30 protein-coding genes are annotated in these 24,770 nt (G+C 49.7%); 2 read left to right on the forward strand and 28 right to left on the reverse strand.

The window, feature by feature from the left end:
* Nucleotides 1-20: 20 nt before the first annotated feature.
* The 23 genes from rpmD to rpsL all read right to left on the reverse strand — a co-directional run bounded on the left by rpmD (nt 21) and on the right by rpsL (nt 11,946).
* Nucleotides 21-206, reverse strand: coding sequence for a 50S ribosomal protein L30 (gene rpmD / locus ACLUXO_RS03025; protein ID WP_002878183.1), 186 nt, complete (start codon nt 204-206; stop codon nt 21-23).
* A gap of 11 nt (nt 207-217) precedes the next feature.
* Complete coding sequence (gene rpsE / locus ACLUXO_RS03030; RefSeq protein ID WP_003620849.1) at nt 218-730, reverse strand: 30S ribosomal protein S5; 513 nt, start codon at nt 728-730, stop codon at nt 218-220.
* A 16-nt stretch (nt 731-746) separates the two neighbouring features.
* Nucleotides 747-1,106, reverse strand: a complete 360-nt coding sequence (rplR, locus tag ACLUXO_RS03035; RefSeq protein ID WP_270447284.1) for a 50S ribosomal protein L18 — start codon at nt 1,104-1,106, stop codon at nt 747-749.
* A gap of 25 nt (nt 1,107-1,131) precedes the next feature.
* Nucleotides 1,132-1,662: a 50S ribosomal protein L6 gene (rplF, locus tag ACLUXO_RS03040; protein WP_412136275.1), complete on the reverse strand. Its 531-nt coding sequence runs from the start codon at nt 1,660-1,662 to the stop codon at nt 1,132-1,134.
* 24 nt (nt 1,663-1,686) lie between these two features.
* Nucleotides 1,687-2,085 (reverse strand): 30S ribosomal protein S8, encoded by a 399-nt coding sequence (gene rpsH / locus ACLUXO_RS03045; RefSeq protein ID WP_300615044.1) that lies wholly within the window; start codon nt 2,083-2,085, stop codon nt 1,687-1,689.
* A gap of 22 nt (nt 2,086-2,107) precedes the next feature.
* A complete protein-coding gene (locus tag ACLUXO_RS03050; protein WP_412136276.1) occupies nt 2,108-2,293 on the reverse strand; it encodes a type Z 30S ribosomal protein S14 in 186 nt (61 codons plus the stop codon).
* A gap of 14 nt (nt 2,294-2,307) precedes the next feature.
* Nucleotides 2,308-2,850 carry a 50S ribosomal protein L5 gene (gene rplE / locus ACLUXO_RS03055; protein WP_003620844.1) on the reverse strand — a complete coding sequence of 181 codons (543 nt, stop codon included), beginning with the start codon at nt 2,848-2,850 and terminating at the stop codon, nt 2,308-2,310.
* Between the two features lie 19 nt (nt 2,851-2,869).
* Nucleotides 2,870-3,109 carry a 50S ribosomal protein L24 gene (rplX, locus tag ACLUXO_RS03060; RefSeq protein WP_050889557.1) on the reverse strand — a complete coding sequence of 80 codons (240 nt, stop codon included), beginning with the start codon at nt 3,107-3,109 and terminating at the stop codon, nt 2,870-2,872.
* A gap of 16 nt (nt 3,110-3,125) precedes the next feature.
* On the reverse strand, nt 3,126-3,494 hold the full coding sequence (gene rplN, locus ACLUXO_RS03065) for a 50S ribosomal protein L14 (protein WP_002878195.1): 369 nt from the start codon (nt 3,492-3,494) through the stop codon (nt 3,126-3,128).
* A gap of 30 nt (nt 3,495-3,524) precedes the next feature.
* Entirely contained in the window at nt 3,525-3,791 is a 267-nt protein-coding gene (gene rpsQ / locus ACLUXO_RS03070; RefSeq protein WP_002878196.1) for a 30S ribosomal protein S17, read from the reverse strand.
* Nucleotides 3,792-3,809: 18 nt separating this feature from the next.
* Entirely contained in the window at nt 3,810-4,007 is a 198-nt protein-coding gene (gene rpmC, locus ACLUXO_RS03075) for a 50S ribosomal protein L29 (RefSeq protein ID WP_002878201.1), read from the reverse strand.
* Nucleotides 3,997-4,440, reverse strand: coding sequence for a 50S ribosomal protein L16 (rplP, locus tag ACLUXO_RS03080; protein WP_002878205.1), 444 nt, complete (start codon nt 4,438-4,440; stop codon nt 3,997-3,999). Before rplP ends, rpmC begins: the two co-directional genes overlap by 11 nt.
* A complete protein-coding gene (gene rpsC, locus ACLUXO_RS03085) occupies nt 4,440-5,111 on the reverse strand; it encodes a 30S ribosomal protein S3 (RefSeq protein WP_260264692.1) in 672 nt (223 codons plus the stop codon). Before rpsC ends, rplP begins: the two co-directional genes overlap by 1 nt.
* A 13-nt stretch (nt 5,112-5,124) precedes the next feature.
* Nucleotides 5,125-5,478 (reverse strand): 50S ribosomal protein L22, encoded by a 354-nt coding sequence (gene rplV, locus ACLUXO_RS03090; protein WP_002878207.1) that lies wholly within the window; start codon nt 5,476-5,478, stop codon nt 5,125-5,127.
* A 21-nt stretch (nt 5,479-5,499) separates the two neighbouring features.
* Complete coding sequence (rpsS, locus tag ACLUXO_RS03095; protein WP_003620834.1) at nt 5,500-5,775, reverse strand: 30S ribosomal protein S19; 276 nt, start codon at nt 5,773-5,775, stop codon at nt 5,500-5,502.
* Between the two features lie 17 nt (nt 5,776-5,792).
* Complete coding sequence (rplB, locus tag ACLUXO_RS03100) at nt 5,793-6,629, reverse strand: 50S ribosomal protein L2 (RefSeq protein ID WP_270447281.1); 837 nt, start codon at nt 6,627-6,629, stop codon at nt 5,793-5,795.
* 25 nt (nt 6,630-6,654) lie between these two features.
* Entirely contained in the window at nt 6,655-6,951 is a 297-nt protein-coding gene (gene rplW, locus ACLUXO_RS03105; RefSeq protein ID WP_002878211.1) for a 50S ribosomal protein L23, read from the reverse strand.
* On the reverse strand, nt 6,951-7,568 hold the full coding sequence (rplD, locus tag ACLUXO_RS03110) for a 50S ribosomal protein L4 (RefSeq protein WP_002878213.1): 618 nt from the start codon (nt 7,566-7,568) through the stop codon (nt 6,951-6,953). Before rplD ends, rplW begins: the two co-directional genes overlap by 1 nt.
* Before the next feature lie 14 nt (nt 7,569-7,582).
* The gene (rplC, locus tag ACLUXO_RS03115; RefSeq protein ID WP_002878214.1) at nt 7,583-8,212 is read right to left on the reverse strand and encodes a 50S ribosomal protein L3; all 630 of its coding nucleotides are present in this window, start codon (nt 8,210-8,212) and stop codon (nt 7,583-7,585) included.
* A 25-nt stretch (nt 8,213-8,237) separates the two neighbouring features.
* On the reverse strand, nt 8,238-8,546 hold the full coding sequence (gene rpsJ / locus ACLUXO_RS03120; RefSeq protein ID WP_008460094.1) for a 30S ribosomal protein S10: 309 nt from the start codon (nt 8,544-8,546) through the stop codon (nt 8,238-8,240).
* 388 nt (nt 8,547-8,934) lie between these two features.
* A complete protein-coding gene (gene fusA, locus ACLUXO_RS03125; protein WP_412136277.1) occupies nt 8,935-11,019 on the reverse strand; it encodes an elongation factor G in 2,085 nt (694 codons plus the stop codon).
* Nucleotides 11,020-11,052: 33 nt separating this feature from the next.
* Entirely contained in the window at nt 11,053-11,523 is a 471-nt protein-coding gene (gene rpsG / locus ACLUXO_RS03130) for a 30S ribosomal protein S7 (RefSeq protein ID WP_002878218.1), read from the reverse strand.
* Nucleotides 11,524-11,538: 15 nt separating this feature from the next.
* The gene (rpsL, locus tag ACLUXO_RS03135; protein ID WP_003613306.1) at nt 11,539-11,946 is read right to left on the reverse strand and encodes a 30S ribosomal protein S12; all 408 of its coding nucleotides are present in this window, start codon (nt 11,944-11,946) and stop codon (nt 11,539-11,541) included.
* 261 nt (nt 11,947-12,207) lie between these two features.
* On the opposite strand from rpsL, the gene ACLUXO_RS03140 reads away from it, so the two are divergent.
* Complete coding sequence (locus ACLUXO_RS03140) at nt 12,208-13,017, forward strand: Cof-type HAD-IIB family hydrolase (RefSeq protein ID WP_412136278.1); 810 nt, start codon at nt 12,208-12,210, stop codon at nt 13,015-13,017.
* Nucleotides 13,018-13,102: 85 nt separating this feature from the next.
* On the forward strand, nt 13,103-13,663 hold the full coding sequence (locus ACLUXO_RS03145; RefSeq protein WP_412136279.1) for a hypothetical protein: 561 nt from the start codon (nt 13,103-13,105) through the stop codon (nt 13,661-13,663).
* A 67-nt stretch (nt 13,664-13,730) separates the two neighbouring features.
* Here ACLUXO_RS03145 and rpoC read toward each other — a convergent pair whose 3' ends face one another.
* The 5 genes from rpoC to ACLUXO_RS03170 all read right to left on the reverse strand — a co-directional run bounded on the left by rpoC (nt 13,731) and on the right by ACLUXO_RS03170 (nt 24,727).
* Entirely contained in the window at nt 13,731-17,396 is a 3,666-nt protein-coding gene (rpoC, locus tag ACLUXO_RS03150) for a DNA-directed RNA polymerase subunit beta' (protein WP_412136280.1), read from the reverse strand.
* 15 nt (nt 17,397-17,411) lie between these two features.
* Nucleotides 17,412-21,077, reverse strand: coding sequence for a DNA-directed RNA polymerase subunit beta (gene rpoB, locus ACLUXO_RS03155; RefSeq protein ID WP_412136281.1), 3,666 nt, complete (start codon nt 21,075-21,077; stop codon nt 17,412-17,414).
* Between the two features lie 210 nt (nt 21,078-21,287).
* Entirely contained in the window at nt 21,288-21,632 is a 345-nt protein-coding gene (locus tag ACLUXO_RS03160; RefSeq protein ID WP_412136282.1) for a bacteriocin immunity protein, read from the reverse strand.
* A 150-nt stretch (nt 21,633-21,782) separates the two neighbouring features.
* Entirely contained in the window at nt 21,783-24,242 is a 2,460-nt protein-coding gene (locus tag ACLUXO_RS03165) for an ATP-dependent Clp protease ATP-binding subunit (protein WP_412136283.1), read from the reverse strand.
* A 23-nt stretch (nt 24,243-24,265) separates the two neighbouring features.
* Nucleotides 24,266-24,727, reverse strand: a complete 462-nt coding sequence (locus tag ACLUXO_RS03170) for a GAF domain-containing protein (protein WP_270447267.1) — start codon at nt 24,725-24,727, stop codon at nt 24,266-24,268.
* Between the last annotated feature and the right edge of the window lie 43 nt (nt 24,728-24,770).

Below are 24,770 nucleotides of genomic sequence, written 5' to 3' on the forward strand. Positions count from 1 at the left end.
TAAATTGGACCCTCCTTGATTTATTTGTTAACTTCTTCAACAGAAATTAAGTGAGCGATTTTCATCAGCGCGCCACGAGTTGCAGCGTTGTCTGGTTGGACAACAGTACTGTTGATCTTGCCTAAGCCGAGAGCTTTAACAACTTTTCTTTGTTCAGGCAGACGGTGGGCAACACTTCTAATTAAAGTAATCTTTAAATCTGTCATCTATAATCTCCCTAATCTTGCAAGCTCTTAGCTGATTCACGAAGCTTCAGAACGTCTTCGCGAGTCTTCAACTTTTGCAGACCATCGATAGTGGCCCGGATAACGTTGATTGGAGTGTTTGAACCCAAAGACTTGGAAGTAACGTCGCCGATACCAGCCATGTCCATAACGATACGTACGGCACCACCAGCTGCAATACCTGAACCGGCTTCAGCTGGCTTAAGCAGAACGTTACCTGAGCCATAGTGGCCAAGTACTTCGTGAGGAATAGTAGTACCAACAGTTGGAACTGAGATCATGTTCTTCTTGCCGGCTTCGACTGCTTTGCGGATAGCTTCTGGAACTTCAGTTGCCTTACCAGTACCAAAGCCAACGTGACCCTTCTTGTCACCAACGACAACTAAGGCAGCAAATCTTTGACGGCGACCACCCTTAACAACCTTGGTAATCCGGTTGATAGCGACCAATTGATCTTCGATGTCGTCCTTGTTTCTACGATTTTTTGAATCGTTGCGGTTTGCCATGTGTTAATCTCCTTTCCTAGAATTCTAAGCCGTTTTCACGAGCTGCGTCAGCCAAAGCTTCTACACGACCGTGGTAGATGTAACCACCTCTGTCGAAGACAACTTCAGTGATGCCCTTGGCCTTACCAGCTTCAGCGATGGCCTTGCCAACAGCTTGAGCTTGTTCTACCTTGGTAGCATCCTTTGAAACGGACTTGTCTAAACTTGAGGCACTTGCAAGCGTGACACCCGCTACGTCATCAATCAATTGAGCGTAGATGTTAGTGTTTGAACGGAAAACACTCAAGCGTGGGCGCTCAGCAGTACCAGAAATCTTACCGCGAACACGTCTGTGGCGCTTTAAGCGCAACTTGTTTTTATCTGGTTTTGAAATCACAATTTCACCTCAAAATTATTTTCTATTACTTACCAGTCTTACCTTCCTTGCGGCGAACGAATTCGTCAACGTAACGGATACCCTTGCCCTTGTAAGGTTCAGGTGAACGTACGGCGCGAATTTCCGCAGCAAATTGGCCGACTACTTGCTTTGAGATACCTTCAACAGTAACGTCAGTTGCTGATGAGGTAGTCACAGTAATGCCTTCTGGGGCCTTCATTTCAACTGGGTGTGAGTAGCCAACGTTCAGAGTCAAGACATTGTTCTTAGCAACTGCACGGTAACCAACACCGATCAGCTTCAATTCCTTCTTGTAGCCATTTACGACACCTTCGATCATGTTAGCCAGGTTGGCTCTCATAGTGCCGTGGATAGCCTTGTCATTTTCGTTTGAACGGCTGAAGCGGATTACACCGTCTTCTTGTTCGAACTTGATGCGTGGGTCGAATTCTCTAGTCAATTCACCCTTTGGGCCCTTAACAGTAATTTCATTACCATTCTTGGTAACAGTGACACTTTCAGGGACGTTAATTACCTTTAAACCAATACGGCTCATTAATTGTTCTCCTTCCTGTCAGAATTACCAAACGTAAGCGATAACTTCGCCGCCGACGTTCTTTTCTCTAGCTTCCTTGTCGGTAAGGATACCAGCTGAAGTAGAAACAATAGCGATACCTAAGCCGTTCAGAACCTTTGGCAGGTTGTCAGCTGAAACGTAGTTTCTCAAGCCTGGCTTGGAGATACGCTTCAAACCGGAGATAACACGTTCACCGTTTGGACCGTACTTCAAGGTAATCTTGATTACGCCTTGCTTACCGTCTTCAGTTACTTCGTAGTCACGGATGAAACCTTCTTGCTTCAAGATTTCTGCAAGTGACTTCTTAATGTTTGATGCAGGAATTTCTACTGAATCGTGCTTAGCCATGTTGGCGTTTCTGATTCTAGTCAAAAAGTCTGCGATTGGGTCAGTCAATACCATCTATGCTATCCTCCTTACCGATTTACCAGCTGGCCTTCTTAAGACCAGGAATTTGACCTTTGTGTCCCAAATCCTTCAGGCAAATGCGGCACAAACCAAACTTGCGGTAAACAGAGTGTGGACGCCCACAACGTTCGCAGCGAGTGTATTCACGTGAAGAAAACTTTGCAGGACGGTGATTTCTTACCTTTTGTGATGTCTTAGCCATGTATGTCCTCCAAATTACTTAGCAAATGGCATGCCAAATTGAGTCAAAAGTTCACGAGCTTCTTCATCAGTTTGAGCAGTAGTTACGATAACGATATCCAAACCTCTAGTGCGGTTAACCTTATCGAAGTCGATTTCTGGGAAGATCAATTGTTCCTTAACACCCAGAGTGTAGTTGCCCCGGCCGTCAAATGAACGAGTTGAAACACCACGGAAGTCACGAACACGTGGAAGAGATACGTTGATCAGCTTGCTCAGGAAGTCATACATTCTGTCGCCTCTAAGGGTAACCTTAGCACCGATAGACATACCTTCACGCAAACGGAAGTTGGCGATTGACTTCTTGGCCTTGGTAATCATTGGCTTTTGGCCAGAGATCAGGGTCAATTCTTCAACAGCTTCGTCCAGGTTCTTTGCGTTGGCAACGGCGTCACCAACACCCATGTTCAAAACGATCTTGTCGATCTTTGGTACTTGCATGCTTGAAGTGTAGTTAAACTTCTTAGTCAATGCAGGAACGATTTCTTCGTTGTACTTAGTTGCAAAACTATTAGCCATTAGTGTCCTCCTTCCCTAATTAATCTTTGTTGCTTTCAGCTTTAGCAATAACCTTAACGTTAGAAGCGTGGATTGAACCTTCAGTTTCAACCACACCGCCGTTAGCGTTAGCAGCTGAAGCCTTGGTAGCCTTCTTGATCATGTTAACGCCCTTAACAACCACGCGGTTCTTCTTAACGTTTACGGAAAGGACAGTGCCTTCCTTGCCTTTTTCTGAGCCGGCAATAACTTTTACCTTGTCACCAGTTTTAACGAACATTCGCGCAACTCTCCTTTTACAATACTTCAGGGGCAAGTGAAACGATCTTCATGAAGTCCCCTTCACGGAGTTCACGTGCAACTGGCCCGAAAATACGAGTACCACGAGGGCTCTTGTCAGCGTTGATAATAACTGCTGCGTTTTCGTCAAACTTGATGTATGAACCGTCTTCACGACGAGCGCCTGACTTGGTTCTTACGATAACAGCCTTAACGACGTCACCCTTCTTTACAACACCACCTGGCGTTGCTTGTTTAACAGCTGCGACAACGATGTCACCGATGTTACCGGTCTTGCGCTTTGACCCGCCCATAACGCGGATAACAAGCAATTCACGTGCACCGGAGTTGTCAGCTACCTTCAAACGAGTTTCAGTTTGAATCACTATTAAATCCTCCCTTAGCTAATCCGTAAATTAAACAGATTTCTTAACAATGTCAACTAAACGGAAACGCTTAGTACGTGATAATGGACGGGTTTCCATGATACGAACGATGTCGCCTACCTTGGCTTCGTTATTTTCATCCATAGCGTAGTACTTCTTTGAGTAGCGAGTACGCTTGCTGTAAACTGGGTGGTTCTTGTAAGTATCAACAACAACAACGATAGTCTTGTCCATCTTGTCGGAAACGACACGGCCTTGGTAAACGTGGCGGCGGTTTCTTTCGATTGATTCGCTCAAGTTAGTATCTCCCTTCCACTAGTTTTGTTCTAATTCTTTTTCGCTCAAGATAGTCTTGATCCGAGCGATGTTCTTACGGACTTGGCTCAAGCGAGCGGTGTTTTCTAATTGACCGGTAGCTTGTTGGAAACGCAAGTTGAACAATTCTTCCTTGTATTGCTTTTCCTTTGCCAACAATTCATCAGTTGATAATGATCTGATTTCCTTAGTCTTCATTAGTTGCGCCACCTGCTTCCTGGTCTTCTCTCTTCACGAACTTGCACTTAATTGGAAGCTTGCTTGCTGCGAGGCGCATTGCTTCACGAGCAGTTTCTTCTGAAACGCCACCAATTTCGAACATGATCTTTTCTCTCTTAACTACAGCTACCCAACCTGCTGGTGCACCCTTACCGGAACCCATACGTACACCAACACCCTTAGCAGTGTAGGACTTTTGAGGGAAGATTCTGATCCAAACCTTACCACCACGCTTCATGTAACGAGTCATCGCAACACGGGCAGCTTCGATTTGACGGTTAGTAATCCAGTGGGATTCAAGTGCTTCAAGACCGTATTCACCAAATGCAACAGTCTTGCCACCCTTGGCAGCACCACGCATCTTACCACGGAATTCACGACGGTGTTTTACACGCTTTGGTACTAAAGGCATTACTTCTTACCTCCCTTTGAACGCTTTGCAGGTTGATTCTTGCGACCTGGCAAAATTTCGCCACGGTTGATCCAAACCTTAACACCGATTTCGCCGTAGGTAGTAAATGCGTTTACCCATGCGTAGTCGATGTCAGCTCTTAAAGTATGAAGTGGAACACTGCCTTCAGTGTGCCATTCACGGCGAGCCATGTCAGCACCGTTCAAACGGCCTGCAGTTTGTACCTTGATACCCTTGGCGCCGGCACGCATTGAACGTTGTGCAGCTTGACGGCTGGCACGACGGAAAGCGATACGAGCTTCAAGTTGACGAGCGATGCCGTCAGCAACAAGCTTGGCGTCGAGATCAGGCTTCTTGATTTCAACAATGTTAATGTGAACTTGCTTGTTAGTCAAAGCGTTGATTTCCTTGTTCAAGGCTTCAACTTCAGCGCCGCCCTTACCGATAACCATACCTGGACGAGCAGTGTGGATAGCGATGTTTACACGGTTAGCAGCACGTTCAATTTCAACAGTGGATACGGAGGCATCCTTCAACTTTTCATCGAGGAACTTTCTGATCCGAAGGTCTTCGTTTAAAGTTTCCTTGTAGCCTCTAGCAGCGTACCATTTAGCTTCCCAGTCGCGGTTAACACCAAGACGGAAACCAATTGGGTTAATCTTTGAACCCATTCAAATACCTCCCTTAATCGTTCAATTCTGAAACAACAACAACTACGTGGCTGGTTCTCTTCATGATTGGAGAAGCTGAACCCTTGGCACGTGGACGGAATCTCTTCAAAGTAGCACCTTCGTTAACGTATGCTTCTGATACGTAAAGGTTTGCACTTTCAAGATCGTAGTTGTGTTCTGCGTTAGCAACTGCTGAACGCAAAACCTTTTCAACGATTGGGGAAGCAGCTTTTGGCGTAAACTTCAAAATTGCCAATGCTTCAGCAACGCTCTTACCCCGGATCAAGTCTACAACGAGACGAGCTTTTCTTGGGGCGATACGAACAGTTCTTGCTTCAGCTCTAGCTGAACTAATTTGTTCTGCCATTTAATTGTTTCTCCTTCCTTATTACTTGGATGCCTTGTCGTCAGCCTTGTGGCCGCGGAAGGTTCTAGTAGGTACGAATTCGCCCAGCTTGTGACCAACCATGTCTTCAGTTACGAAAACTGGAACGTGCTTTCTACCGTCGTAAACAGCGATAGTCAACCCTACGAAAGAAGGGAAAATAGTTGAACGACGTGACCAAGTCTTGATAACTTGCTTCTTTTCTGCAGCTTGTTGCTCGTCAACCTTCTTCAAAAGGTGGGCGTCTGCAAAAGGACCCTTTTTAATACTACGGCTCATTTAATTACCCCCTTCTCTTACTTACGACCCTTACGGTGACGGATGATTAACTTTTCACTAGCCTTCTTGCTGTCTCTAGTCTTAACACCACGTGACTTCTTGCCCCATGGAGTCATTGGCTGTGGACGGCCGACAGGTGCCTTACCTTCACCACCACCGTGTGGGTGATCGTTAGGGTTCATTACAGAACCACGGGATTGTGGACGCTTGCCCATCCAGCGTGAACGACCAGCCTTACCGATGTTGATCAGTGAGTGTTGTTCGTTGCCGACAGCACCGATAGTAGCGCGGCATTCTGAAAGGATTTCACGAACTTCGCCGGATTGCAGACGAACTTGAGTGTACTTGCCGTCAACACCCAAAACTTGAGCTGAAGTACCAGCACTACGTGCGATTTGGCCACCCTTGCCTGGCTTAAGTTCGATGTTGTGAACTTCAGTACCAGTTGGGATGTTCTTCAGTGGCAATGCGTTACCAACCTTGATGTCGGCATCTGCGCCTGATTCTACCCATGAACCTACAGTCAAGCCCTTAGGAGCCAAGATGTAAGCCTTAGTACCATCAGTGTAGTGCAACAAGGCGATGTTTGCTGAACGGTTTGGATCGTATTCGATTGCGACAACCTTAGCCTTAACGTTGTCCTTAGTACGCTTGAAATCGATGATACGGTATTGTTGCTTGTGACCGCCGCCACGGTGTCTTACAGTAATGTGACCGTATGAGTTACGACCTGCAGTCTTTGACTTAGAAGCAAGCAAAGTCTTTTCAGGCTTTGACTTAGTGATTTCTGCAAAGTCAGAAGAAGTCATATTACGACGACCGTTTGATGTTGGCTTGTAAACTTTAATAGCCAATTGACTGACCTCCTAATTACTTGATTTATTCGTTGTTTTCGTCTTTGAAAATCTTGATGTCGTTTGAATCTTCAGTTAAAGCAACGATAGCCTTTCTGCGACGGGCAGTCTTGCCAGTGTAGCGGCCTACGCGCTTTTCCTTGCCGCGAACATTCATGATGTTCACGCTCTTAACCTTAACATCGAAGATTTCTTCAATAGCGTCGCGAACTTGAAGCTTGGTAGCAGTTAAGGCCACGTCGAAAGTGTACTTCTTGCTGTCCATCAAGTCGGCTGACTTTTCAGTGATAACAGGTCTTAAGATAATGTCGCGTGCGTCCATTAAGCCAATACCTCCTCAATCTTCTTAACGTCGTCTTGAGTCAAAACGAGCTTGTCGTAGTTAACGGCGTCTTCAACGTTCAAGCCGTTAACTGGAACAACCTTAACCTTTGGCAGGTTCTTGGCTGAAAGTTGTACGTTCTTGTCGTCTGAAACAACCAGAACCTTGCCTTCAAGCTTCAAGCCGTTCAAGATTGCAACGAAGTCCTTAGTCTTAGGAGCGTCCAGAGTCAGCTTGTCCAGAACTACCAAGTTTTGGTCAAGGAGCTTTTGTGACAAGACAGACTTGATAGCCAGACGGCGTTGCTTTCTTGGCATGCTGTAAGCGTAGGAACGTGGAGTAGGCCCAAAGACAACACCACCGCCGCGCCATTGTGGAGCACGGATTGAACCTTGACGAGCACGACCAGTACCCTTTTGTCTCCAAGGCTTCTTACCACCACCGCGAACGGCAGATCTGTTCTTCACCTTAGAGGTACCCTGACGCTTGCCAGCTCTTTGTCTGATGATTGCATCAAAGACAACAGCTTCGTTTGGTTCAACGCTAAACACGTTGTCGTTTAAAGTTACTTCACCAGCGTTGTTGCCGTTTTGATCCATAAGTTTGAAATTAGCCATTTGAGTCCTCCTTCCTACTTGCTAGCCTTTGCAGATGACTTAACAACGATCAATGAGTTCTTGGCACCTGGCACGTTACCCTTGATCATCAAGACGTTCTTGTCTGCAACAACTTTTTCTACTACTAAGTTTTCAATAGTAACAGTCTTCACACCCATGTGACCTGGCAACTTCTTGCCCTTTGGCACGCGGTTGATGATTGAACCCATTGAACCCGGAATTCTGTGGTAACGGGAACCGTGAGTTTCAGGACCACGTGATTGGTGGTGGCGCTTGATGTTACCTTGGTAGCCATGACCTCTTGAAGTACCAGTAACGTTGACAACGTCACCTTCCTTGAACGTCTCCACAGTAACTTCTGAGCCGACTTCGTAGTCACTAAGCTCTACTCCGCGGAGTTCACGAATGAAGCGCTTAGGTGAAGTCTTTGCCTTATCAGCATGACCTTTTTCTGGCTTGTTGCTCAAAACTTCACGCTTGTCTTGGTAGCCCAATTGTACAGCTTCGTAACCGTCGTTTTCTACAGTCTTAACTTGCATAACAACGTTTGGAGTTGCTTCAATAACAGTTACTGGTACAAGAACACCATCTTTAGTGAAGATTTGAGTCATGCCAACTTTTCTTCCTAAGATTCCTTTGGTCATGATTACACCTCTTTCTATCTAAAAATTAAAGCTTGATTTCGATGTCTACGCCGCTTGGCAGATCGAGCTTCATCAATGAGTCAACCGTCTTAGGGGTTGGGTTCAAGATGTCGATCAGGCGCTTGTGGGTCCGCATTTCGAATTGTTCACGTGAGTCCTTGTTCTTGTGTGGTGAACGCAGAACAGTGAACAAAGTTCTTTCAGTTGGAAGCGGAACTGGACCTGAGATTTCAGCGCCAGTTCTCTTCGCAGTGTCCACAATCTTAGCAGCTGATTCATCGAGAATGCTGTGTTCGTAAGACTTTAATCTAATACGAATCTTTTCATTTGCCATCTAATTACCTCCTATACGTCTTCTTTAAAAGATGACTAGCTCGGCGAAAATTCCCTGCACAACCACTGTGGCAATGCAGCCTGGTGTGCCGCAACCTTCCGCGTCGAAGCTAACTACAATTTGTACTCAGAGGGCATTTTCCCTCTCAAAAGCACTTTATCTAGTATAAGGCCTTAAGCCTTAAATAGCAAGGGTTTAGCCCGATTTTTTTCGAAAAAGTTTCCTGGAATTGCTTTCCCTTGGTGGAGAAATTTTTCTTTCCTTTTTAAAATATTTCCAGAAGAGAATTTTTTCTTGAAAAAACAAAAAATCCTAGCAAGGACACGTAATGTCTTTGCTAGGATTTCTATTTTGGTCTAAATCAAGGCTTAGATCATGCTGGGAAGCATTAAGCGTTGCCGCCGCGCTTCTTGATGATGTCAGCTTGGATTGACTTAGGACATGGTGAGTAGTGGTCCATAACCATCGTGAAGGTACCACGGCCTTGAGTGGATGAACGCAGGGTAGTTGCGTAACCAAACATTTCTGACAATGGAACCATCGCGTTGATGACCTTGGCACCTGCCCGGTCTTCCATACCTTCCATTTGGCCACGACGAGCAGTGATTGAGCCCATAACGTCACCAAGGTATTCTTCTGGAGCGATGACTTGAACCTTCATGATTGGTTCAAGGATAACAGCGCCGGCCTTTGAAGCAGCGTTCTTCAAAGCCAATGATGCGGCAACCTTGAAGGCAGCTTCACTTGAGTCGACTTCGTGGTATGAACCGTCGTACAGCTTAGCCTTAACGTCGATCAATGGGTAGCCAGCCAGAACACCGTTCTTCATGGCTTCTTGCAAACCAGCGTCAACTGATGGGATGTATTCACGAGGAACTACACCACCGACAATGGCGTCTTCGAATTCGTAGCCCTTGCCTTCGTTTGGAGTAAATTCGATCCAAACGTCACCGTATTGACCCTTACCACCGGACTGACGAACAAACTTACCTTGAGCTTGAGTCGGTACAGTGAAGGTTTCACGGTAGGCAACTTGTGGTTCACCGATGGTTGCTTCAACGTTGAATTCACGCTTCATACGTTCAACCATGATGTCCAGGTGAAGTTCACCCATCCCGGAGATCAAAGTTTCACCAGTTTCTGGGTTAGTTTCAGCCCGGAAAGTTGGGTCTTCTTCAGTCAGCTTTTGCAAAGCGACGTCCATCTTGTCCCGGTCAGCCTTTGACTTAGGTTCAACAGAAACTTGGATAACTGGAGCTGGGATGTCCAGGCTTTCCAGAATCAATGGGTGAGCTGGGTCAGTCAAAGAGTCACCAGTAGTGGTGTTCTTCAAACCGATGGCACCAGCGATGTCACCTGAGAAGACTTCTGGGATTTCAGTACGTGAGTTGGCGTGCATTTGCAGCAAACGACCAACACGTTCACGTTGGTTCTTTGAAGCGTTCAAAACGTAAGAACCTGATTCCAATGAACCAGTGTAAACACGGATGAAAGTCAAACGGCCAACGAATGGGTCAGTGGCGATCTTGAAGGCCAAAGCTGCGAATGGCTTGTTGTCGTCAGCCAGCAATTCAACTTCGTTGCCTTCCTTGTCGTGGGCGATGTAAGGCTTAACGTCAAGTGGTGATGGCAGGTAGTCAACAACACCGTCAAGCATCATTTGCACACCCTTGTTCTTGAAGGCTGAACCAGCAAATACTGGGAAGGCCTTCAAGTCCAAAGTTGCCCGGCGCAAGGCAGCCTTAAGTTCTTCGTTGGAGATTTCTTCACCGCCAAGGAACTTTTCCATGATGTCGTCGTCAACTTCAGCGATCTCTTCGATCATTTCTTCACGACGGCTTTCGGCTTCTTCCTTGTATTCGTCTGGAACTGGAATAGTTTCCCAGTTTGCGCCCAGCTTGTCTTCGTCGTAAACGTCAGCGACCATGTCGAACAAGTCGATAACGCCTTCGAATTGGTCTTCAGCACCGATAGGCATTTGAACGGCGATAGCGTTAGCGTTCAAACGTTCGTGCAGACTCTTAACTGAGAAGTCGAAGTTGGCACCGATCTTGTCCATCTTGTTAACGAAGACGATCCGCGGAACACCGTAGTTTTCAGCTTGACGCCAAACGTTTTCAGTTTGTGGTTCAACACCTGATTGAGCGTCCAGAACAGTTACGGCACCGTCAAGGACACGCAGGGAACGTTCAACTTCGATAGTGAAGTCGACGTGTCCTGGGGTGTCGATGATGTTGATCCGGTGGTCCTTCCATTGCGCAGTAGTGGCTGCGGAAGTGATCGTGATCCCACGTTCCTTTTCTTCTTCCATCCAGTCCATTTGGGAGTCACCTTCGTGAGTTTCACCAATCTTGTGGATCTTACCAGTGTAGTAAAGGATACGTTCAGTAGTAGTAGTCTTACCGGCGTCGATGTGGGCCATGATACCGATGTTGCGAGTCTTCTCTAATGAGAATTCACGTTTGTTAGCCATAATTTTCTATCTCCTTAGATAACGAGCACTAGATTAGAAACGGTAGTGAGCGAAGGCACGGTTGGCTTCTGCCATACGGTGCACGTCTTCACGCTTCTTAACGGCTGAACCAGTGTTGTTTGAGGCATCGATCAATTCGTTTGCCAAACGTTCATCCATAGTGTGTTCGTTACGCAGGCGGGAGTATGAAACCAGCCAACGCAATGCCAAAGTAGTTTGTCTTTCTGGACGAACTTCTACAGGAACTTGGTAGTTAGAACCACCGATACGGCGAGCCTTAACTTCCAAAACTGGCTTAACGTTGTTCATGGCTTCTTCAAAGACGTCCATTGGTTCCTTGCCAGTCTTGTCCTTGATGATGTCAAAAGCATCGTACAAGATTGATGAAGCTTGAGCTCTCTTACCATCCTTCATCAAGTGGTTGATCAGCTTAGTAACCAGCTTTGAGTTGTAAACTGGGTCTGCTAAAACGTCTCTCTTTGAAACATGACCTTTTCTTGGCATTATTTAAGTCCTCCTTTAACCCTTCTTAGCGCCGTACTTGGAACGAGCTTGCTTTCTGCCGTCAACACCAGCAGTGTCAAGGGCACCACGAACGATGTGGTAACGTACACCAGGAAGGTCCTTTACACGGCCCCCACGGATCAGGACAACTGAGTGTTCTTGCAGGTTGTGGCCTTCACCTGGGATGTAGGCAGTAACTTCAGTCAAGTTTGAAAGACGTACACGGGCGTACTTACGCAAAGCTGAGTTAGGCTTCTTTGGCGTCATAGTACCGACACGAGTCGCAACCCCACGCATTTGTGGTGCTGGGTTGAAGACTTGTTCCTTCTTCATGCTGTTGTAGCTGTAGTTCAAGGCTGGTGACTTTGACTTAGTAGTCTTTGAGTGACGGCCTTTTCTAACCAATTGATTAATGGTTGGCATTAACTAGTTCCTCCTAAATTTATATATCATTTTGTTCACATATCCGGGAGTTTCTTTTTTGCCTCGCGGAGTAATCTTCAAAACATACATCTGTTAGTATACTCCATTTACCAGCCAATGCAAAGCTTTTTTCAAGAATTTCTTGCCTGAAAAAAGCTGCGCTTTTCCACTCAATGACAGCGTTTTCCATCTATGCTAAGATTGATTTTAGGCGAAAAATATTAATTTGTTGTTAGTAGAAAAGAAAAAATGAGGTAAAAAATGATCAAATTAATCGCAATCGACACTGACGGCACCCTGCTCAACTCCCAGGGAAAAATCCAGGCCAGCACAAAAGAAGCCATTTCTAAGGCACTTGAGCGCGGCGTCAAGGTCGTCCTTTGCTCCGGCCGGCCAATCGCGGGCCTGGCCCCTTACATGGATGAACTGGGCATTACAGGCGAAGACCAGTACGCCGTGACTTTAAACGGGGCAATTAGCCGTAAGGCCAGCGGGCAAATCATGACCAGCGACTTAATAGCCAACTCCGTTTACCGGCAGCTGACCGCCTACGCCCTCTCTTTAAAGCTCCCCTTCAACATCGTGGACTTTGAATCCCGGATCATTACGCCGAACCATGACATCGACCCGATAGTTTACCAGCAGGCTTACGAAAACCAGGCCGTCCTCTTTGTCAGAAGCGTTGAAGAATTTCCGGAGAAGGGCCAGGCCATTGCCAAGGCCTGCTTTGTCGGCAGCCAGGAGCTTTTGGACAGAGTAGAAGACCGGGTCAAGGAAGACTGGGGGCAGGACTTCAACGTTCTGCGGACTGACGCCCGCTTCCTTGAACTGCTCAATCCCAAGGTCAACAAGGGCCAGGGGCTCAAAGAACTCTGCAGCCGGCTGGAAATCGCGCCAGAAGAAGTCATGGCGATCGGCGACGAGAGAAACGACTTAGACATGTTTGCTTTTGCCGGCACCAGCGTGGCCATGGGCAACGGCAATGACCTGGTTAAGCAAGCCGCTGACTATGTCACTAGCAGCAATGATGAAGACGGGATCGCCCAAGCTCTGGAGAAGTTTGTTTTTTAGCAGGTAATTTTTCCCTAAACTGACAATTTTTTGCCTTTTTAAAAAATATTGGCAAAAAAGGTGTAATAGTAAGTGGAGGGAAAAAATGCTCAGCGAAATGATTTCTTTACTCTGCGGTCTTTTGGCAGCTCTCATCGCCGACCGTTATCGTTATAATACCTTTCTTGAGTGTAAAAGCCGGCTGGCGGATGATATCCCTTACATCATCCTGGCCGGAAATTTGTTAGTTTATTTAATCTCCAATTCTAGGAGCAGTGCTATTTCCTTGCTCTTTATAATCAACATCTTTTCAATGGTTGTCAGCGACCTGCATGAACAGTCTTTTGATACTTGCCTGCTCGTCGTACCGCTGGCCACCGGGCTGATGCATTTTTTCCAGGCACCAAACACGGAAGGCCTGGGGCAGGCTGCCATTTTTCTGGCGGTCCTGGTCTGGCTCGCTTTTACAGGGAAAATGGGCAGCGGGGACGTTTGGCATTTTTTACTCCTGTCTTTAAATTTTTCATGTCCTGTTGCTGTGAAGAGTTTCCTGCTGGCCTCCCTGCTCGCCATCACCCACGCGCTTTGGCATAAGCGGCCGGGTAAAGAGCCCTTTGCCTTCCTGCCCTACTTATTCTGGGGCCTCAACCTCCAATTTTTCCTTTAGGGTAAAAGAAAAAACGTTCGGATGACTTTGAGCCATTCGAACGTTTTTTCTTGTTAATTAAACTGAATTACTTGCTTTCAGTTTCCTTGTTTTCGTCTTCCATCTTCTTTTCCAGGTCAGCAATTGAGTAAACTGAGTCTGGTTGTTGAACATCGGCCTTTGGTACTTGGTCGCGGTAAATTGGCATACCAGTACCAGCTGGGATGATCTTCCCGATGATGACGTTTTCCTTCAAACCAAGAAGCGGGTCGTTCTTGCCGCGGATTGACGCGTCGGTAAGAACCCGGGTAGTTTCCTGGAAGGAAGCAGCTGACAGGAAACTGTTGGTTTCCAAGGCAGCCTTGGTGATACCCAGAATGTCAGCCTGGGCAGTAGCCGGGATCCCGCCGCTGATGATGACGTCACGGTTTCTGTCGCGGAATTCAGCGATGTCCATGACTTCACCTGGCAAGATGTCGGTTTCACCTGGGTCAAGAACCCGGACCTTCTGCAGCATCTGTCTGGTCAAGACTTCGGCGTGCTTGTCGGCCAGGTCAACACCCTGAGTCCGGTATGACTTCTGGACTTCAGCCAGGATGTATTCTTCAGTTGTCAAGGTGTCAGTTACCTTGATCAATTCCTTAGGGTCGATAGAACCAGGAATCAGCTTGTCACCACGGTGGATTTCATCGCCTTCCTGAACTGCTGGCTTAGCAGTGTAAGGAATGGTGTAGACTCTGGTGTCGATCTTGCCCTTAACGGTGATTTCCTGCAAGTGTTCAGCCGCGTTGCTTTCGATCTTGTCAACAACCCCGTCAACTTCAGAGATAACCGCGCGACCCTTAGGGTTGCGGGCTTCGAACAATTCTTGCACACGAGGCAGACCTTGAGTGATGTCTTCTGCGCCGGCAACACCACCGGTGTGGAAAGTACGCAGGGTCAGCTGGGTACCTGGTTCACCGATTGACTGAGCGGCAACCGTACCAACTGCTTCACCGATTTCAACTTCTTCGGCAGTAGCCAGGTTCCGGCCGTAGCACTTCCGGCAGATACCGTGGGAAGTGTTGCAAGTCAGGATTGACCGGATTTGGACTTCCTGCACGCCAGCGTCAACAATCTTCTGCGCCATTTGTTCGTCCATCAGGACACCCTTAGGGCAGATGACTTCACCAGTTTGCGGGTCACGGACAGTCCGGTTGGTAAAGCGGCCTACCAGACGGTCGTAAAGTGATTCAATCAAGCCGGCATCCTTGTCAACGATGGCCTTGGCAGTAATGCCGCGGTCAGTGCCACAGTCGTCTTCACGAATGATAACGTCCTGGGCAACGTCGACCAAACGACGGGTCAGGTAACCAGACTGGGCAGTCTTCAAGGCCGTGTCGGTCATCCCCTTCCGGGCGCCGTGAGTGGACATGAACAGTTCCAGAACAGTCAGACCTTCCTTGAAGTTGGAGATAACCGGGATTTCGAACAATTCACCACTTGGAGTGGCCATCAAACCACGCATACCAGCCAGCTGGGTAAAGTTGGAGATGTTACCACGGGCACCGGACTGCTGCATGACGGAGATTGGGTTCTTTTGGTCCTTGAATTCGGCAATTTCCTGTTGAACGGCATCCTTACAGTCAGTCCAGATCTTGATGATATTGTCGTGACGTTCCTTGTCGGACAGCTTGCCCCGGCGGAACATCTTGGATACTTCCTTAACCTGCTTGCGGGCTTCAGCAACCAAGGCATCCTTGGTCTTGGTTTCCGGAACGTCAGCCATACCGATGGTCAAGCCGGAAATAGTTGAAGCTGAGTAGCCCATTTCCTTCAAGTCGTCCAGGTATTCAGAAGTTCTTTGTACCCGGTAGCGCTTGTAGATTTCAGAAATAGTGTCACCCAGGAAGCCCTTCTTGAATGGCGTAGCCACCAGGTCCTGGCCAACTTCAGCGATCTTGTCCTGGATGTCCTGGCCGTCTTCCAAGAAGTACTTGTCAGCCATTGGCTGCTTCAAGTTGTCTTGATTTGGTTCGTTGATGTAGAAGAAGTCGTCTGGGAAGAGGGAGTTGAAGACCAAGCGGCCGTAAGTAGTTACGAAAATGCTGTCTTCGTGGCCCGCGCCCCAGTCCTTCTTTGGCATTGAAGCGGCTGACACACCGATGATGGTGTGGTAGTGAATGTCGCCGTTGTTGTAGGCAATGGTTGCTTCTTCTGGAGTAGCAAAGATCATGCCTTCGCCTTCCCGGCCGATTTCAGCCTGGGTCAGCCAGTAGTTACCCAAAACGATGTCCTGGGACGGAGTAACAATTGGCGTACCGTCCTTAGGAGTCAGGATGTGGTGGGCAGCCAGCATCAAGAGGCGGGATTCAGCTACAGCTTCGTCTGACAATGGCACGTGGATGGCCATCTGGTCACCGTCGAAGTCGGCGTTGTAGGCTTCACAAGCCAGTGGGTGCAAACGCAGGGCCTTGCCTGGAACCAAAACTGGTTCAAAGGCCTGGATTGACAGACGGTGCAGGGTAGGTGCCCGGTTCAAAAGAACTGGACGTTCCTTAATGACGTATTCCAATACGTCCCAGATGTCGTCGTCTTCCCGGTCGATCTTGCGCTTGGCGTTCTTGATGTTGGAAGCAATGCCCCGGCGGACAAGTTCCCGCATAACGAATGGCTTGAACAATTCCAGAGCCATTGGACGCGGAACACCACATTGGTAAAGCTTCAGCTTTGGAGAAACGTCGATAACTGAACGGCCGGAGTAGTCAACACGCTTACCAAGCAAGTTTTGACGGAAACGCCCTTGCTTACCCTTCAGCATGTGTGAGATAGACTTCAGTGGCCGGTTGCCTGGCCCAACAACTGGGCGGCCCCGGCGGCCGTTGTCGATCAAGGCGTCAACTGCTTCTTGCAGCATCCGCTCTTCGTTTTGCACGATCAAGCCAGGAGCGTGCATGTCCAGCAGCTTCTTCAACCGGTTGTTACGGTTGATAACCCGGCGGTAAAGGTCGTTCAAGTCGGAAGTGGCGAAACGGCCACCTTCCAGCTGAACCATTGGCCGCAAGTCCGGCGGAATAACCGGAACGGTTTCCATAACCATCCATTCAGGCTTGTTGCCGCTGTTTCTAAAGGCATCAAGGATGTCCAGCCGGCGGATAGCCCGGGTCCGCTTTTGCCCCTTCAAGGTTTGCAGTTCTGCCTTAAGGGCAGTAACTTCCTTGTCCAGGTCAACCTGCTTAAGCAGGTCGCGGATGGCTTCGGCACCCATCTTAGCTACGAAGCGGTTGCCGTACTTGGCCTTTTCTTCCCGGTATTCAGCTTCAGTCAAGAGCTGCTTGGCTTCCAGGCCAGTGTCACCTGGATCGATGACAATGTAGGCAGCAAAGTAGATAACTTCTTCCAATTGCTTTGGAGATACGTCCAAAACCAGACCCATTCTTGATGGGATACCCTTGAAGTACCAGATGTGGGTTACAGGAGCAGCCAGTTCGATGTGGCCCATCCGTTCCCGGCGCACGTGAGAGGTCGTTACTTCAACCCCGCACCGGTCACAGACAATCCCCTTGTAGCGAACGCCCTTGTACTTGCCACAGGCACAAGCATAGTCCTTGGTCGGCCCGAAGATCCGTTCATCGAACAGACCGTCTTTTTCTGGCTTCAAAGTCCGGTAGTTGATGGTTTCCGGCTTCTTAACTTCCCCGTAAGACCAGCTTCTGATCTTGTTTGGTGAAGCCAAACCAATCTGCATGCTTTCAAACTTATTTACGTCGATCAAAGTTTAACCTCCCAATTACTTTGAAGCCTTGTCGTCGTCAGCAGTTTCAGCTTCGGTTGCCTCAGCATCTGCTTCAGCTGCGTCTTCTTCCGCGCTGCCTTCTGCTTCAGCTTCCGCGGCGATTTCGGCCTCTTCTTCGGCCAACTTCTTCTTTTCTTGCGCTTCCGCAAGGCGAGATAAAGTATCGATGTTTACGTGTTCATTTGAGTCTTCGTCCATGTCGCGCAGTTCAACTTCGTTTTCGTCGCTGTCCAAAACGCGCAGGTCCAGACCCAATGATTGCAGTTCCTTGACCAAAACGCGGAATGATTCAGGCACGCCTGGCTTAGGAATTCTTTCGCCCTTGACGATTGCTTCGTAGGCCTTGACACGGCCGACAACGTCGTCAGACTTGTAGGTCAGGATTTCTTGCAGGGTGTAGGCTGCACCGTAGGCTTCCAAAGCCCAGACTTCCATTTCACCGAAACGCTGGCCACCGAATTGCGCCTTACCACCCAAAGGCTGTTGGGTAACAAGTGAGTAAGGCCCGATTGACCGCGCGTGGATCTTGTCGTCAACCATGTGAGTCAGCTTCAGGTAGTACATAACCCCGACTGAAACCCGGTTGTGGAATGGTTCACCGGTCCGGCCGTCGTAAAGGACAGTCTTACCGTCTGAGTCAACGCCGGCTTCGCGGACAAAGTCCCAAACGTCGTCTTCGCTAGCCCCGTCGAATACTGGAGTAGCCACGTGGATACCCAAGGCCCGGGCTGCCCGGCCCAAGTGGATTTCAAGCAGCTGCCCGATGTTCATACGTGATGGCACACCCATTGGGTTCAAGCAGATGTCGACTGGAGTACCGTCTGGCAGGTAAGGCATGTCTTCAACTGGCGCAACCAGGGCAACCGTACCCTTGTTACCGTGACGACCGGACATCTTGTCCCCGACTTGGATCTTTCTCTTCTGTACGATGTAAACCCGGACCAGGGTGTTAACGCCTGGTGCCAGTTCGTCGCCAGCTTCACGGGTGAAGACTTGAACGTCTTGAACCACACCGCCACCGCCGTGAGGTACCTTCAATGAAGTATCACGGACTTCACGAGCCTTTTCACCAAAGATGGCGTGCAGCAGTCTTTCTTCAGCGCTCAGTTCAGTGATCCCCTTAGGAGTAACCTTACCGACCAGGATGTCGCCGTCGTGAACTTCGGCACCGATCCGGATGATCCCGTTTTCGTCCAGGTCCTTCAAGGCGTCTTCACCAACGTTAGGGATTTCCCGGGTGATTTCTTCCGGCCCCAGCTTGGTGTCACGGGCTTCTGAGTCGTAGTCTTCAATGTGGATTGAAGTGTAGACGTCTTCCTTAACCAGGCGTTCGCTCAGCATGATGGCGTCTTCGAAGTTGTACATGTTCCAAGTGGTGAAGGCGATAACCGGGTTTTGCCCCAGGGCAAGTTCGCCGTCAGCCATTGACGGACCGTTGGCAATTACCTGGCCGTCAACAACCTTGTCGCCGCGCTTGACGTTTGGCGTCTGGTTGTAGTTCTTAGTCGCGTTTGACCGGCGGTACTTTTCAAGGGTGTAAGTGTCCAAAGTCTGGTCTTCGCGGCGGACGCGGATTTCGTTTGCGTCCACGTATTCAACTTCACCGTCTGCTTCAGCCAGCAAGGCGTCACCGGAGTCGTGACCTGCCCGGTATTCCATACCAGTAGCCACAAGCGGGCCGTGCGGGTTGATCAAAGGAACAGCCTGACGTTGGTGGTTGGCCCCCATCAAGGCCCGGTTGGAGTCGTCGTTTTCCAGGAATGGAATACATGCGGAAGTTACGGAAACAACCTGCTTTGGAATAACGTCCATGTAGTCGATCCGGTCTGGACTTACTTCGACGTTGTCTTCCCGGTGCCGGCAAAGGATCACGTCATCAACGAAGGAGCCGTCTTCGTTCAGAGGAGTGTTGGCCCCGGCGATGATGTAGTTGTCTTCTACATCGGCAGTCAAGTAGTCGATCTTGTCGGTAACCTTGTGGGTTGCCCAGGAAACGCGCCGGTATGGGGTTTCCAGGAAGCCGTACTTGTTGATAATGGCGTAAGTGGCCATGGAGTTGATCAAACCGATGTTAGGACCTTCTGGCGTTTCGATTGGGCACAGACGGCCGTAGTGGGTGTAGTGAACGTCCCGGACTTCGTAACCGGCCCGGTCACGGGACAGACCACCAGGCCCCAAGGCGGACATACGCCGCTTGTGGGTCAATTCACCCAGCGGGTTGTTTTGGTCCATGAATTGGGAAAGCTGGGATGAACCGAAGAATTCCTTGATTGAACCAACGATTGGCCGGATGTTGATCAATTGCTGCGGAGTAACCGTAGCGGCGTCTTGAATTGACATACGTTCGCGGACAACCCGTTCCATCCGGGCCAAACCGATCCGCATCTGGTTTTGCAGCAATTCGCCAACCCGGCGGATACGACGGTTACCCAAGTGGTCGATGTCGTCGATGTTGCCGACGCCTTCTTGGAGTTCCAGGAAGTAGTTGACAGAAGCGATGATGTCGGCTGGAGTGATGCACTTAACGTCTTCAGCAATGTGGCCGTTGGAGATCAGCTTGATTTCCCGGTCAGGAATTTCACGGGAGAAGACCTTGATTTCCTGAACAGTTACAGGTTCTGGAATCGCGCCTTCTTCAGATGGGGTGTAGGTAACAGTCTTGAAGTCGTCGCGGTCCAGGTAGTCCTTCAGAACGTCCATGACTTCGTTGTTGACAACCGTCCCCTTGGCAGCCAGAACTTCCCCAGTGTCAGGGTCAGCCAGGGTTTCAGCCAAAGTGTAACCCAAAAGCCGGTTCTTCAAGCTCAGCTTCTTGTTGACCTTGTAGCGGCCAACAGCAGCCAGGTCGTAGCGGCGTGGGTCAAAGAAGCGGGAAACCAGGAGGCTCCGGGATGAGTCGGTAGTCTTTGGTTCACCTGGACGCAGGCGGTCGTAGATGTCCTTCAAGGCTTCTGCTACCCGGCTGTCTGCTGGGTTCTTATGAACATCCTTGTCCAAAGTCAGGTCCAAAGTGTCGCTGTCGCCGAAGATTTCCTTGATTTCGCTGTCAGAGCCAAAGCCCAGGGCCCGGACCAGGACAGATAAAGGAAGCTTCCGGGTCCGGTCAACCCGGACGTAGGAAATGTTCTTGGCGTCAGTTTCGAATTCCAGCCAAGCCCCGCGGTTAGGGATGACAGTCGTGCCGAAGATTTGCCGGCCGTTCTTGTCGAATTCGCCACTGTAGTAGACACCAGGTGATCTAACCAGCTGGGAAACGATAACTCTTTCCGCCCCGTTAACGATGAAGGAGCCGGACTTGGTCATCAGCGGCAAGTCGCCGAAGAAGACGTCTTGGGTCTTGATTTCGCCAGTTTCGTGGTTGGTCAGCTTCAGAGTCACGTGCATTGGAGCGGAGTAAGTCGCGTCGTGCTTGCGTGATTCATCGACAGTATACTTAGGTTCTTGCAGCTTGTAGTCGACGTATTCCAGAGTCAGGCGGCCAGAAGTGTCGCTGATTGGCAGAATGTCGTCGAAAACTTCCTTAACGCCTTCGTCAAGGAACCACTTGTATGATTCAGTCTGTACGTCGGTCAAGTTTGGCAGCGGCAGGATTTCCTTAATCCGTGAGAAGCTGCGTCTTGTCCGGTGTTGTCCGTAATTTACTACGTGTCCGTTTAGCAAGGAAAACATCCTTTCTATCCTGTTGAAGAAAGCAAATATTACATTTGTGTTACATTTTAAAAAGGCCGGGATTTTGGGCATAAAAAAGACAAAAACGAACCAGTCGTTTTTGTCTGTATCATTTTACTGGACAATATTTCAGTAAAATCCTGAACTTCAGCCTTTTAAATCGCCCAATATTGTACCACTATTTTTAAAGGAAAGCAAGCCCTAGCGGCCGCTAAAAAGCATGGCTGCCTGGGTGGCCAGACCAACCCCGGTGAGCTGGTAGCCGCCAGCCGTAATATTCCAGAAAATCTGCTTGCCTTGCGGGCTGAGCTGGGATTTGATCGCAACCGGCTCTAAAGCGATCCGCAAGTCCCGCATCACCTTGCCCTGGTAGACCTTCTGTTCCAGCTGCTGCTTAGCTTCCAGCAGGGCCTCCCGCTCTTCTCTCGGCATTTCGTCGTAAAGCGCGTCGATAATGTCACTGTATAGCAGGATCCGCCCGTCAGTCTTCTTGCTTGCTTCTTCTTCTGCCTTAGCAGCTTCAGCTTTTTTCTTCTTGCCAAACATAATCTGCCTCCAAAAATTATCTGTATATCATTTCATAATTCAGATTATAGGCCGATATGCACCTTGTTCAAGAAAAGAATTCATGCTTTATAAAAGCTTAACAAATGTGCAATATTAGCTAAAGCACAAAAAACAAGTTAGCAGTTCAGCTTATCCCTTGATCTTTTCACCAGTCTGGGCCTTGACGATTTCAAAGCGCAGCTTGCCGCCCCGGGCGCCAATCTTGACCGTGTCGCCGGCCTGCAGCTTTTCGCTGACCAGGTCCTGGGCCAATTCGTCTTCAACTTCATCCTGGATAGTCCGCCGCAATGGCCGGGCCCCCATTTCCGGATTGTAGCCGTCCTTGGCCAATTGGTCCAAGGCAGCTGGCGACAGGCGCAAAGTAATGTCCTTTTCCGCCAGCCGCTTGACCAGCTTCCGGGTCAGAAGCGTCACGATTTCCCGCAGCTGCTTGGCTTCCAGCGGCTTGAAGACGATCTTTTCATCGATCCGGTTCAAAAATTCCGGCCGGAAGAAATCCTTGGTGGCCTTGGTTACCTTTTCCGCGATCAGCTTGCCCTGGTCCTCCTGGCTGGCAGAGAAACCCACGTGGCTGTCAGCTTCCAGGCTTCTGGAACCCAGGTTGGAAGTCATGATGATAATCGTGTTTCTGAAGTCGACCTTCCGGCCCAGAGAATCAGTCATGAAGCCTTCATCCAGAACCCGCAGCAAGACGTTGAAAATTTCCGGGTTGGCCTTTTCCACTTCATCAAAAAGAACGACTGAGTAAGGATGTTCCCGGACCTTGTTAGAGAGCTGGCCCCCTTCTTCGTAGCCAACGTAGCCAGGCGCTGACCCGATCAGCTTGGAGGAAGATTCCCGGTCCATGTACTCTGACATGTCGACTCTGATAATGTTGTCTTCTGAGCCAAAAACTGCCTCAGCCACGGCCTTGGCCAGTTCAGTCTTGCCGACCCCGGTTGGGCCCAGGAAGAGGAAGGAACCGATCGGCCGGTTCTCGTCCTTCAAGCCGCTTCTTGACCGGCGGATGGCATTAGCCACGGCCTTGACGGCATCGTCTTGGCCGATGACTCTTTCATGCAGGATCCCTTCCAGGCGGGCCAGGCGCTTGTTTTCGCTGGTCTTAAGCTGGGTTACCGGAACCCCGGTCCAGATGGAGACCACCTTGGCCACGTCTTCAGCCCCAACGACTGACCGCTTCTCATCCTTGCCGGCCAGCTTCTTGGCAATCTCATTCCGCTTTTGCCGCAAGGCGATTTCCTGGTCGCGCAGCTTGGCCGCTTGGGCAAAGTTCTGCTTGGCAGCTTCATCGTTCTTCTGCTTGAGAGTCCGGCTGATTTCCAAATCGATTTCAGCCAGGTCCTTGTCTTCGCCAGTGTCATTAGCCAGCTTAACCGCCGCGCTGGCTTCATCGATCAAGTCGATGGCCTTGTCCGGCTGGTAGCGGTCGGCAATGTAGCGGCTGGACAAGTCAACTGCTGCCTGTAAGGCTTCTTCTGATAAGGCTACCCGGTGGTAGTCTTCATACTTGTCCTTGATCCCATGCAAAATTTGCAGGGTTTCCTCTTCATTTGGCTCAGCCAGGCGGACCAGCTGGAAGCGGCGGACAAAGGCCGAGTCTTTTTCCATGTGCTTGCGGTATTCTTCAAAAGTCGTGGCCCCGATCAATTGAATGTCCCCGCGGGCCAAGGCCGGCTTCAAGGTGTTGGAGGCGCTCATCGCCCCTTCCGCGTCCCCGGCCTTGACCAAAGAGTGGATTTCGTCGACAAAAAGAATGACATTCTTGCTGGCGGTGACTTCCTTGATCAAGCGGTCCATCCGCTCTTCAAATTCACCCCGGTAGCGGGTACCGGCCACCATGCTGTTGACATCCAGTGAAACCACCCGCTTGTCAGCCAGGTCCCGGGGAATCTTTTTAGCAACGATCGCGCTGGCCAAAGCTTCAGCGACCGCGGTCTTGCCGACCCCAGGCTCACCAACCAAAAGAGGGTTGTTCTTGGTCCGCCGGGACAGGATCTGAATCACCCGGTCCAGTTCCCGCTGGCGGCCGATCACCGGGTCAATGTCGCCTTCTTTAGCCCGCCGGTTCAAGTCGATCCCAAAACGGTCCAAAATCGGCGTCTGCGACTGGCTGCTGCCTGCCGCGGCTGGCCGGCTGGCCTGGCTGCTTTCCCCGGTCACCTGGTTGGCGTCGTCCAGTTCGTCTTTCAAGTTTTCCAGGTCCACGTCCAGGTTGCGCAGGATCATGGCTGACAGGATCTGCTCACTAGAGACCAAAGCCTGGAGAATGTCAGTCGTTTCGATTTCCTTACTGGACCGGAGTTCAGAATTCCGCTTGGCATAATCCAGCGCCAAAGTCAGGCGGGGAGAAAATTCCATGTAGCTGGTCGGGGCCGCTGAGCCGTAGCCCGTGTAGCGCTCGATTTCTTCCCTGACTCCGGTCGGCGTCACGTTCATGGTCCGCAGGATCTTGCCGGCCTTGCCGTCAGCTTCGATTACCAGGGCCAAAAGGACGTGCTCAGTCCCGACCAGGCGGTGGTGAAACTCCTTGGCTTGTTCCTGGGCAATTTCCAAGACCTGTCTGCTGCTCTTACTGTATGAATTTTGCATATAAAAATCGCCTCACACCGGACCTAGTTGCCTAAAGCGACTGCCGCGATCTGCTCTAAGTACTTCTGGTCCAAATCATCAAAATTGTTTAAATTAGTCGAGTCAAAGTCGTACACGCCCCAAAGGCTGCCATCCCGGTTAAAAACCGGCACGACGATTTCGGAATTGGAGGCACTGTCGCAGGCGATGTGGCCCGGGAAGTCATGGACATTGGCCACGATCTGCGTCTTCTTTTCCAGGGCTGCTTTCCCGCAGACCCCCTTGCCCAGCTGGATGTGCACGCAGGCTGGCATCCCCTGGAAGGGTCCCAGGATCAATTCCCCCTTTTCAAAGCGGTAGACCCCGGCAAAATTAACGTTTTTCATCCCCGCCTTCAAAAGGGCCGAAACATTGCCGGTATTGGCGATCCAGTCGCTCTCCCCGGCCGTCAAGGCCTTGGCCTGCTCAAGCAATAACTCGTACTCTGCCTGACTTGCTGCTGCCATGATTTCCTCCTTCATGTCTGCCAATAAATAGGTAAAAAGGCAA

The organism is Lactobacillus delbrueckii subsp. bulgaricus, assembly GCF_046938665.1.
Lineage (GTDB): Bacteria > Bacillota > Bacilli > Lactobacillales > Lactobacillaceae > Lactobacillus > Lactobacillus delbrueckii_C.

What these genes read in the sequence shown, in the direction of transcription:
- rplP (WP_002878205.1), bottom strand. Translation starts at nt 4,440, where the DNA reads ATGCCTTTAGTACCAAAGCGTGTAAAACACCGTCGTGAATTCCGTGGT.
- rplW (WP_002878211.1), bottom strand. Translation starts at nt 6,951, where the DNA reads ATGGACGCACGCGACATTATCTTAAGACCTGTTATCACTGAAAAGTCA.
- ACLUXO_RS03140 (WP_412136278.1), top strand. Translation starts at nt 12,208, where the DNA reads ATGATCAAATTAATCGCAATCGACACTGACGGCACCCTGCTCAACTCC.
- rpsE (WP_003620849.1), bottom strand. Translation starts at nt 730, where the DNA reads ATGGCAAACCGCAACGATTCAAAAAATCGTAGAAACAAGGACGACATC.
- rpmD (WP_002878183.1), bottom strand. Translation starts at nt 206, where the DNA reads ATGACAGATTTAAAGATTACTTTAATTAGAAGTGTTGCCCACCGTCTG.
- ACLUXO_RS03165 (WP_412136283.1), bottom strand. Translation starts at nt 24,242, where the DNA reads ATGCAAAATTCATACAGTAAGAGCAGCAGACAGGTCTTGGAAATTGCC.
- rplD (WP_002878213.1), bottom strand. Translation starts at nt 7,568, where the DNA reads ATGGCTAATTTCAAACTTATGGATCAAAACGGCAACAACGCTGGTGAA.
- rplF (WP_412136275.1), bottom strand. Translation starts at nt 1,662, where the DNA reads ATGAGCCGTATTGGTTTAAAGGTAATTAACGTCCCTGAAAGTGTCACT.
- rpsS (WP_003620834.1), bottom strand. Translation starts at nt 5,775, where the DNA reads ATGAGCCGTAGTATTAAAAAGGGTCCTTTTGCAGACGCCCACCTTTTG.
- rpsL (WP_003613306.1), bottom strand. Translation starts at nt 11,946, where the DNA reads ATGCCAACCATTAATCAATTGGTTAGAAAAGGCCGTCACTCAAAGACT.
- ACLUXO_RS03050 (WP_412136276.1), bottom strand. Translation starts at nt 2,293, where the DNA reads ATGGCTAAGACATCACAAAAGGTAAGAAATCACCGTCCTGCAAAGTTT.
- ACLUXO_RS03160 (WP_412136282.1), bottom strand. Translation starts at nt 21,632, where the DNA reads ATGTTTGGCAAGAAGAAAAAAGCTGAAGCTGCTAAGGCAGAAGAAGAA.
- rplX (WP_050889557.1), bottom strand. Translation starts at nt 3,109, where the DNA reads ATGTTCGTTAAAACTGGTGACAAGGTAAAAGTTATTGCCGGCTCAGAA.
- rpmC (WP_002878201.1), bottom strand. Translation starts at nt 4,007, where the DNA reads ATGAAGACTAAGGAAATCAGATCATTATCAACTGATGAATTGTTGGCA.
- rplV (WP_002878207.1), bottom strand. Translation starts at nt 5,478, where the DNA reads ATGGCAGAACAAATTAGTTCAGCTAGAGCTGAAGCAAGAACTGTTCGT.
- fusA (WP_412136277.1), bottom strand. Translation starts at nt 11,019, where the DNA reads ATGGCTAACAAACGTGAATTCTCATTAGAGAAGACTCGCAACATCGGT.
- rplE (WP_003620844.1), bottom strand. Translation starts at nt 2,850, where the DNA reads ATGGCTAATAGTTTTGCAACTAAGTACAACGAAGAAATCGTTCCTGCA.
- rpsH (WP_300615044.1), bottom strand. Translation starts at nt 2,085, where the DNA reads ATGGTATTGACTGACCCAATCGCAGACTTTTTGACTAGAATCAGAAAC.
- ACLUXO_RS03145 (WP_412136279.1), top strand. Translation starts at nt 13,103, where the DNA reads ATGCTCAGCGAAATGATTTCTTTACTCTGCGGTCTTTTGGCAGCTCTC.
- ACLUXO_RS03170 (WP_270447267.1), bottom strand. Translation starts at nt 24,727, where the DNA reads ATGGCAGCAGCAAGTCAGGCAGAGTACGAGTTATTGCTTGAGCAGGCC.
- rpsJ (WP_008460094.1), bottom strand. Translation starts at nt 8,546, where the DNA reads ATGGCAAATGAAAAGATTCGTATTAGATTAAAGTCTTACGAACACAGC.
- rpsC (WP_260264692.1), bottom strand. Translation starts at nt 5,111, where the DNA reads ATGGGTTCAAAGATTAACCCAATTGGTTTCCGTCTTGGTGTTAACCGC.
- rplC (WP_002878214.1), bottom strand. Translation starts at nt 8,212, where the DNA reads ATGACCAAAGGAATCTTAGGAAGAAAAGTTGGCATGACTCAAATCTTC.
- rpsG (WP_002878218.1), bottom strand. Translation starts at nt 11,523, where the DNA reads ATGCCAAGAAAAGGTCATGTTTCAAAGAGAGACGTTTTAGCAGACCCA.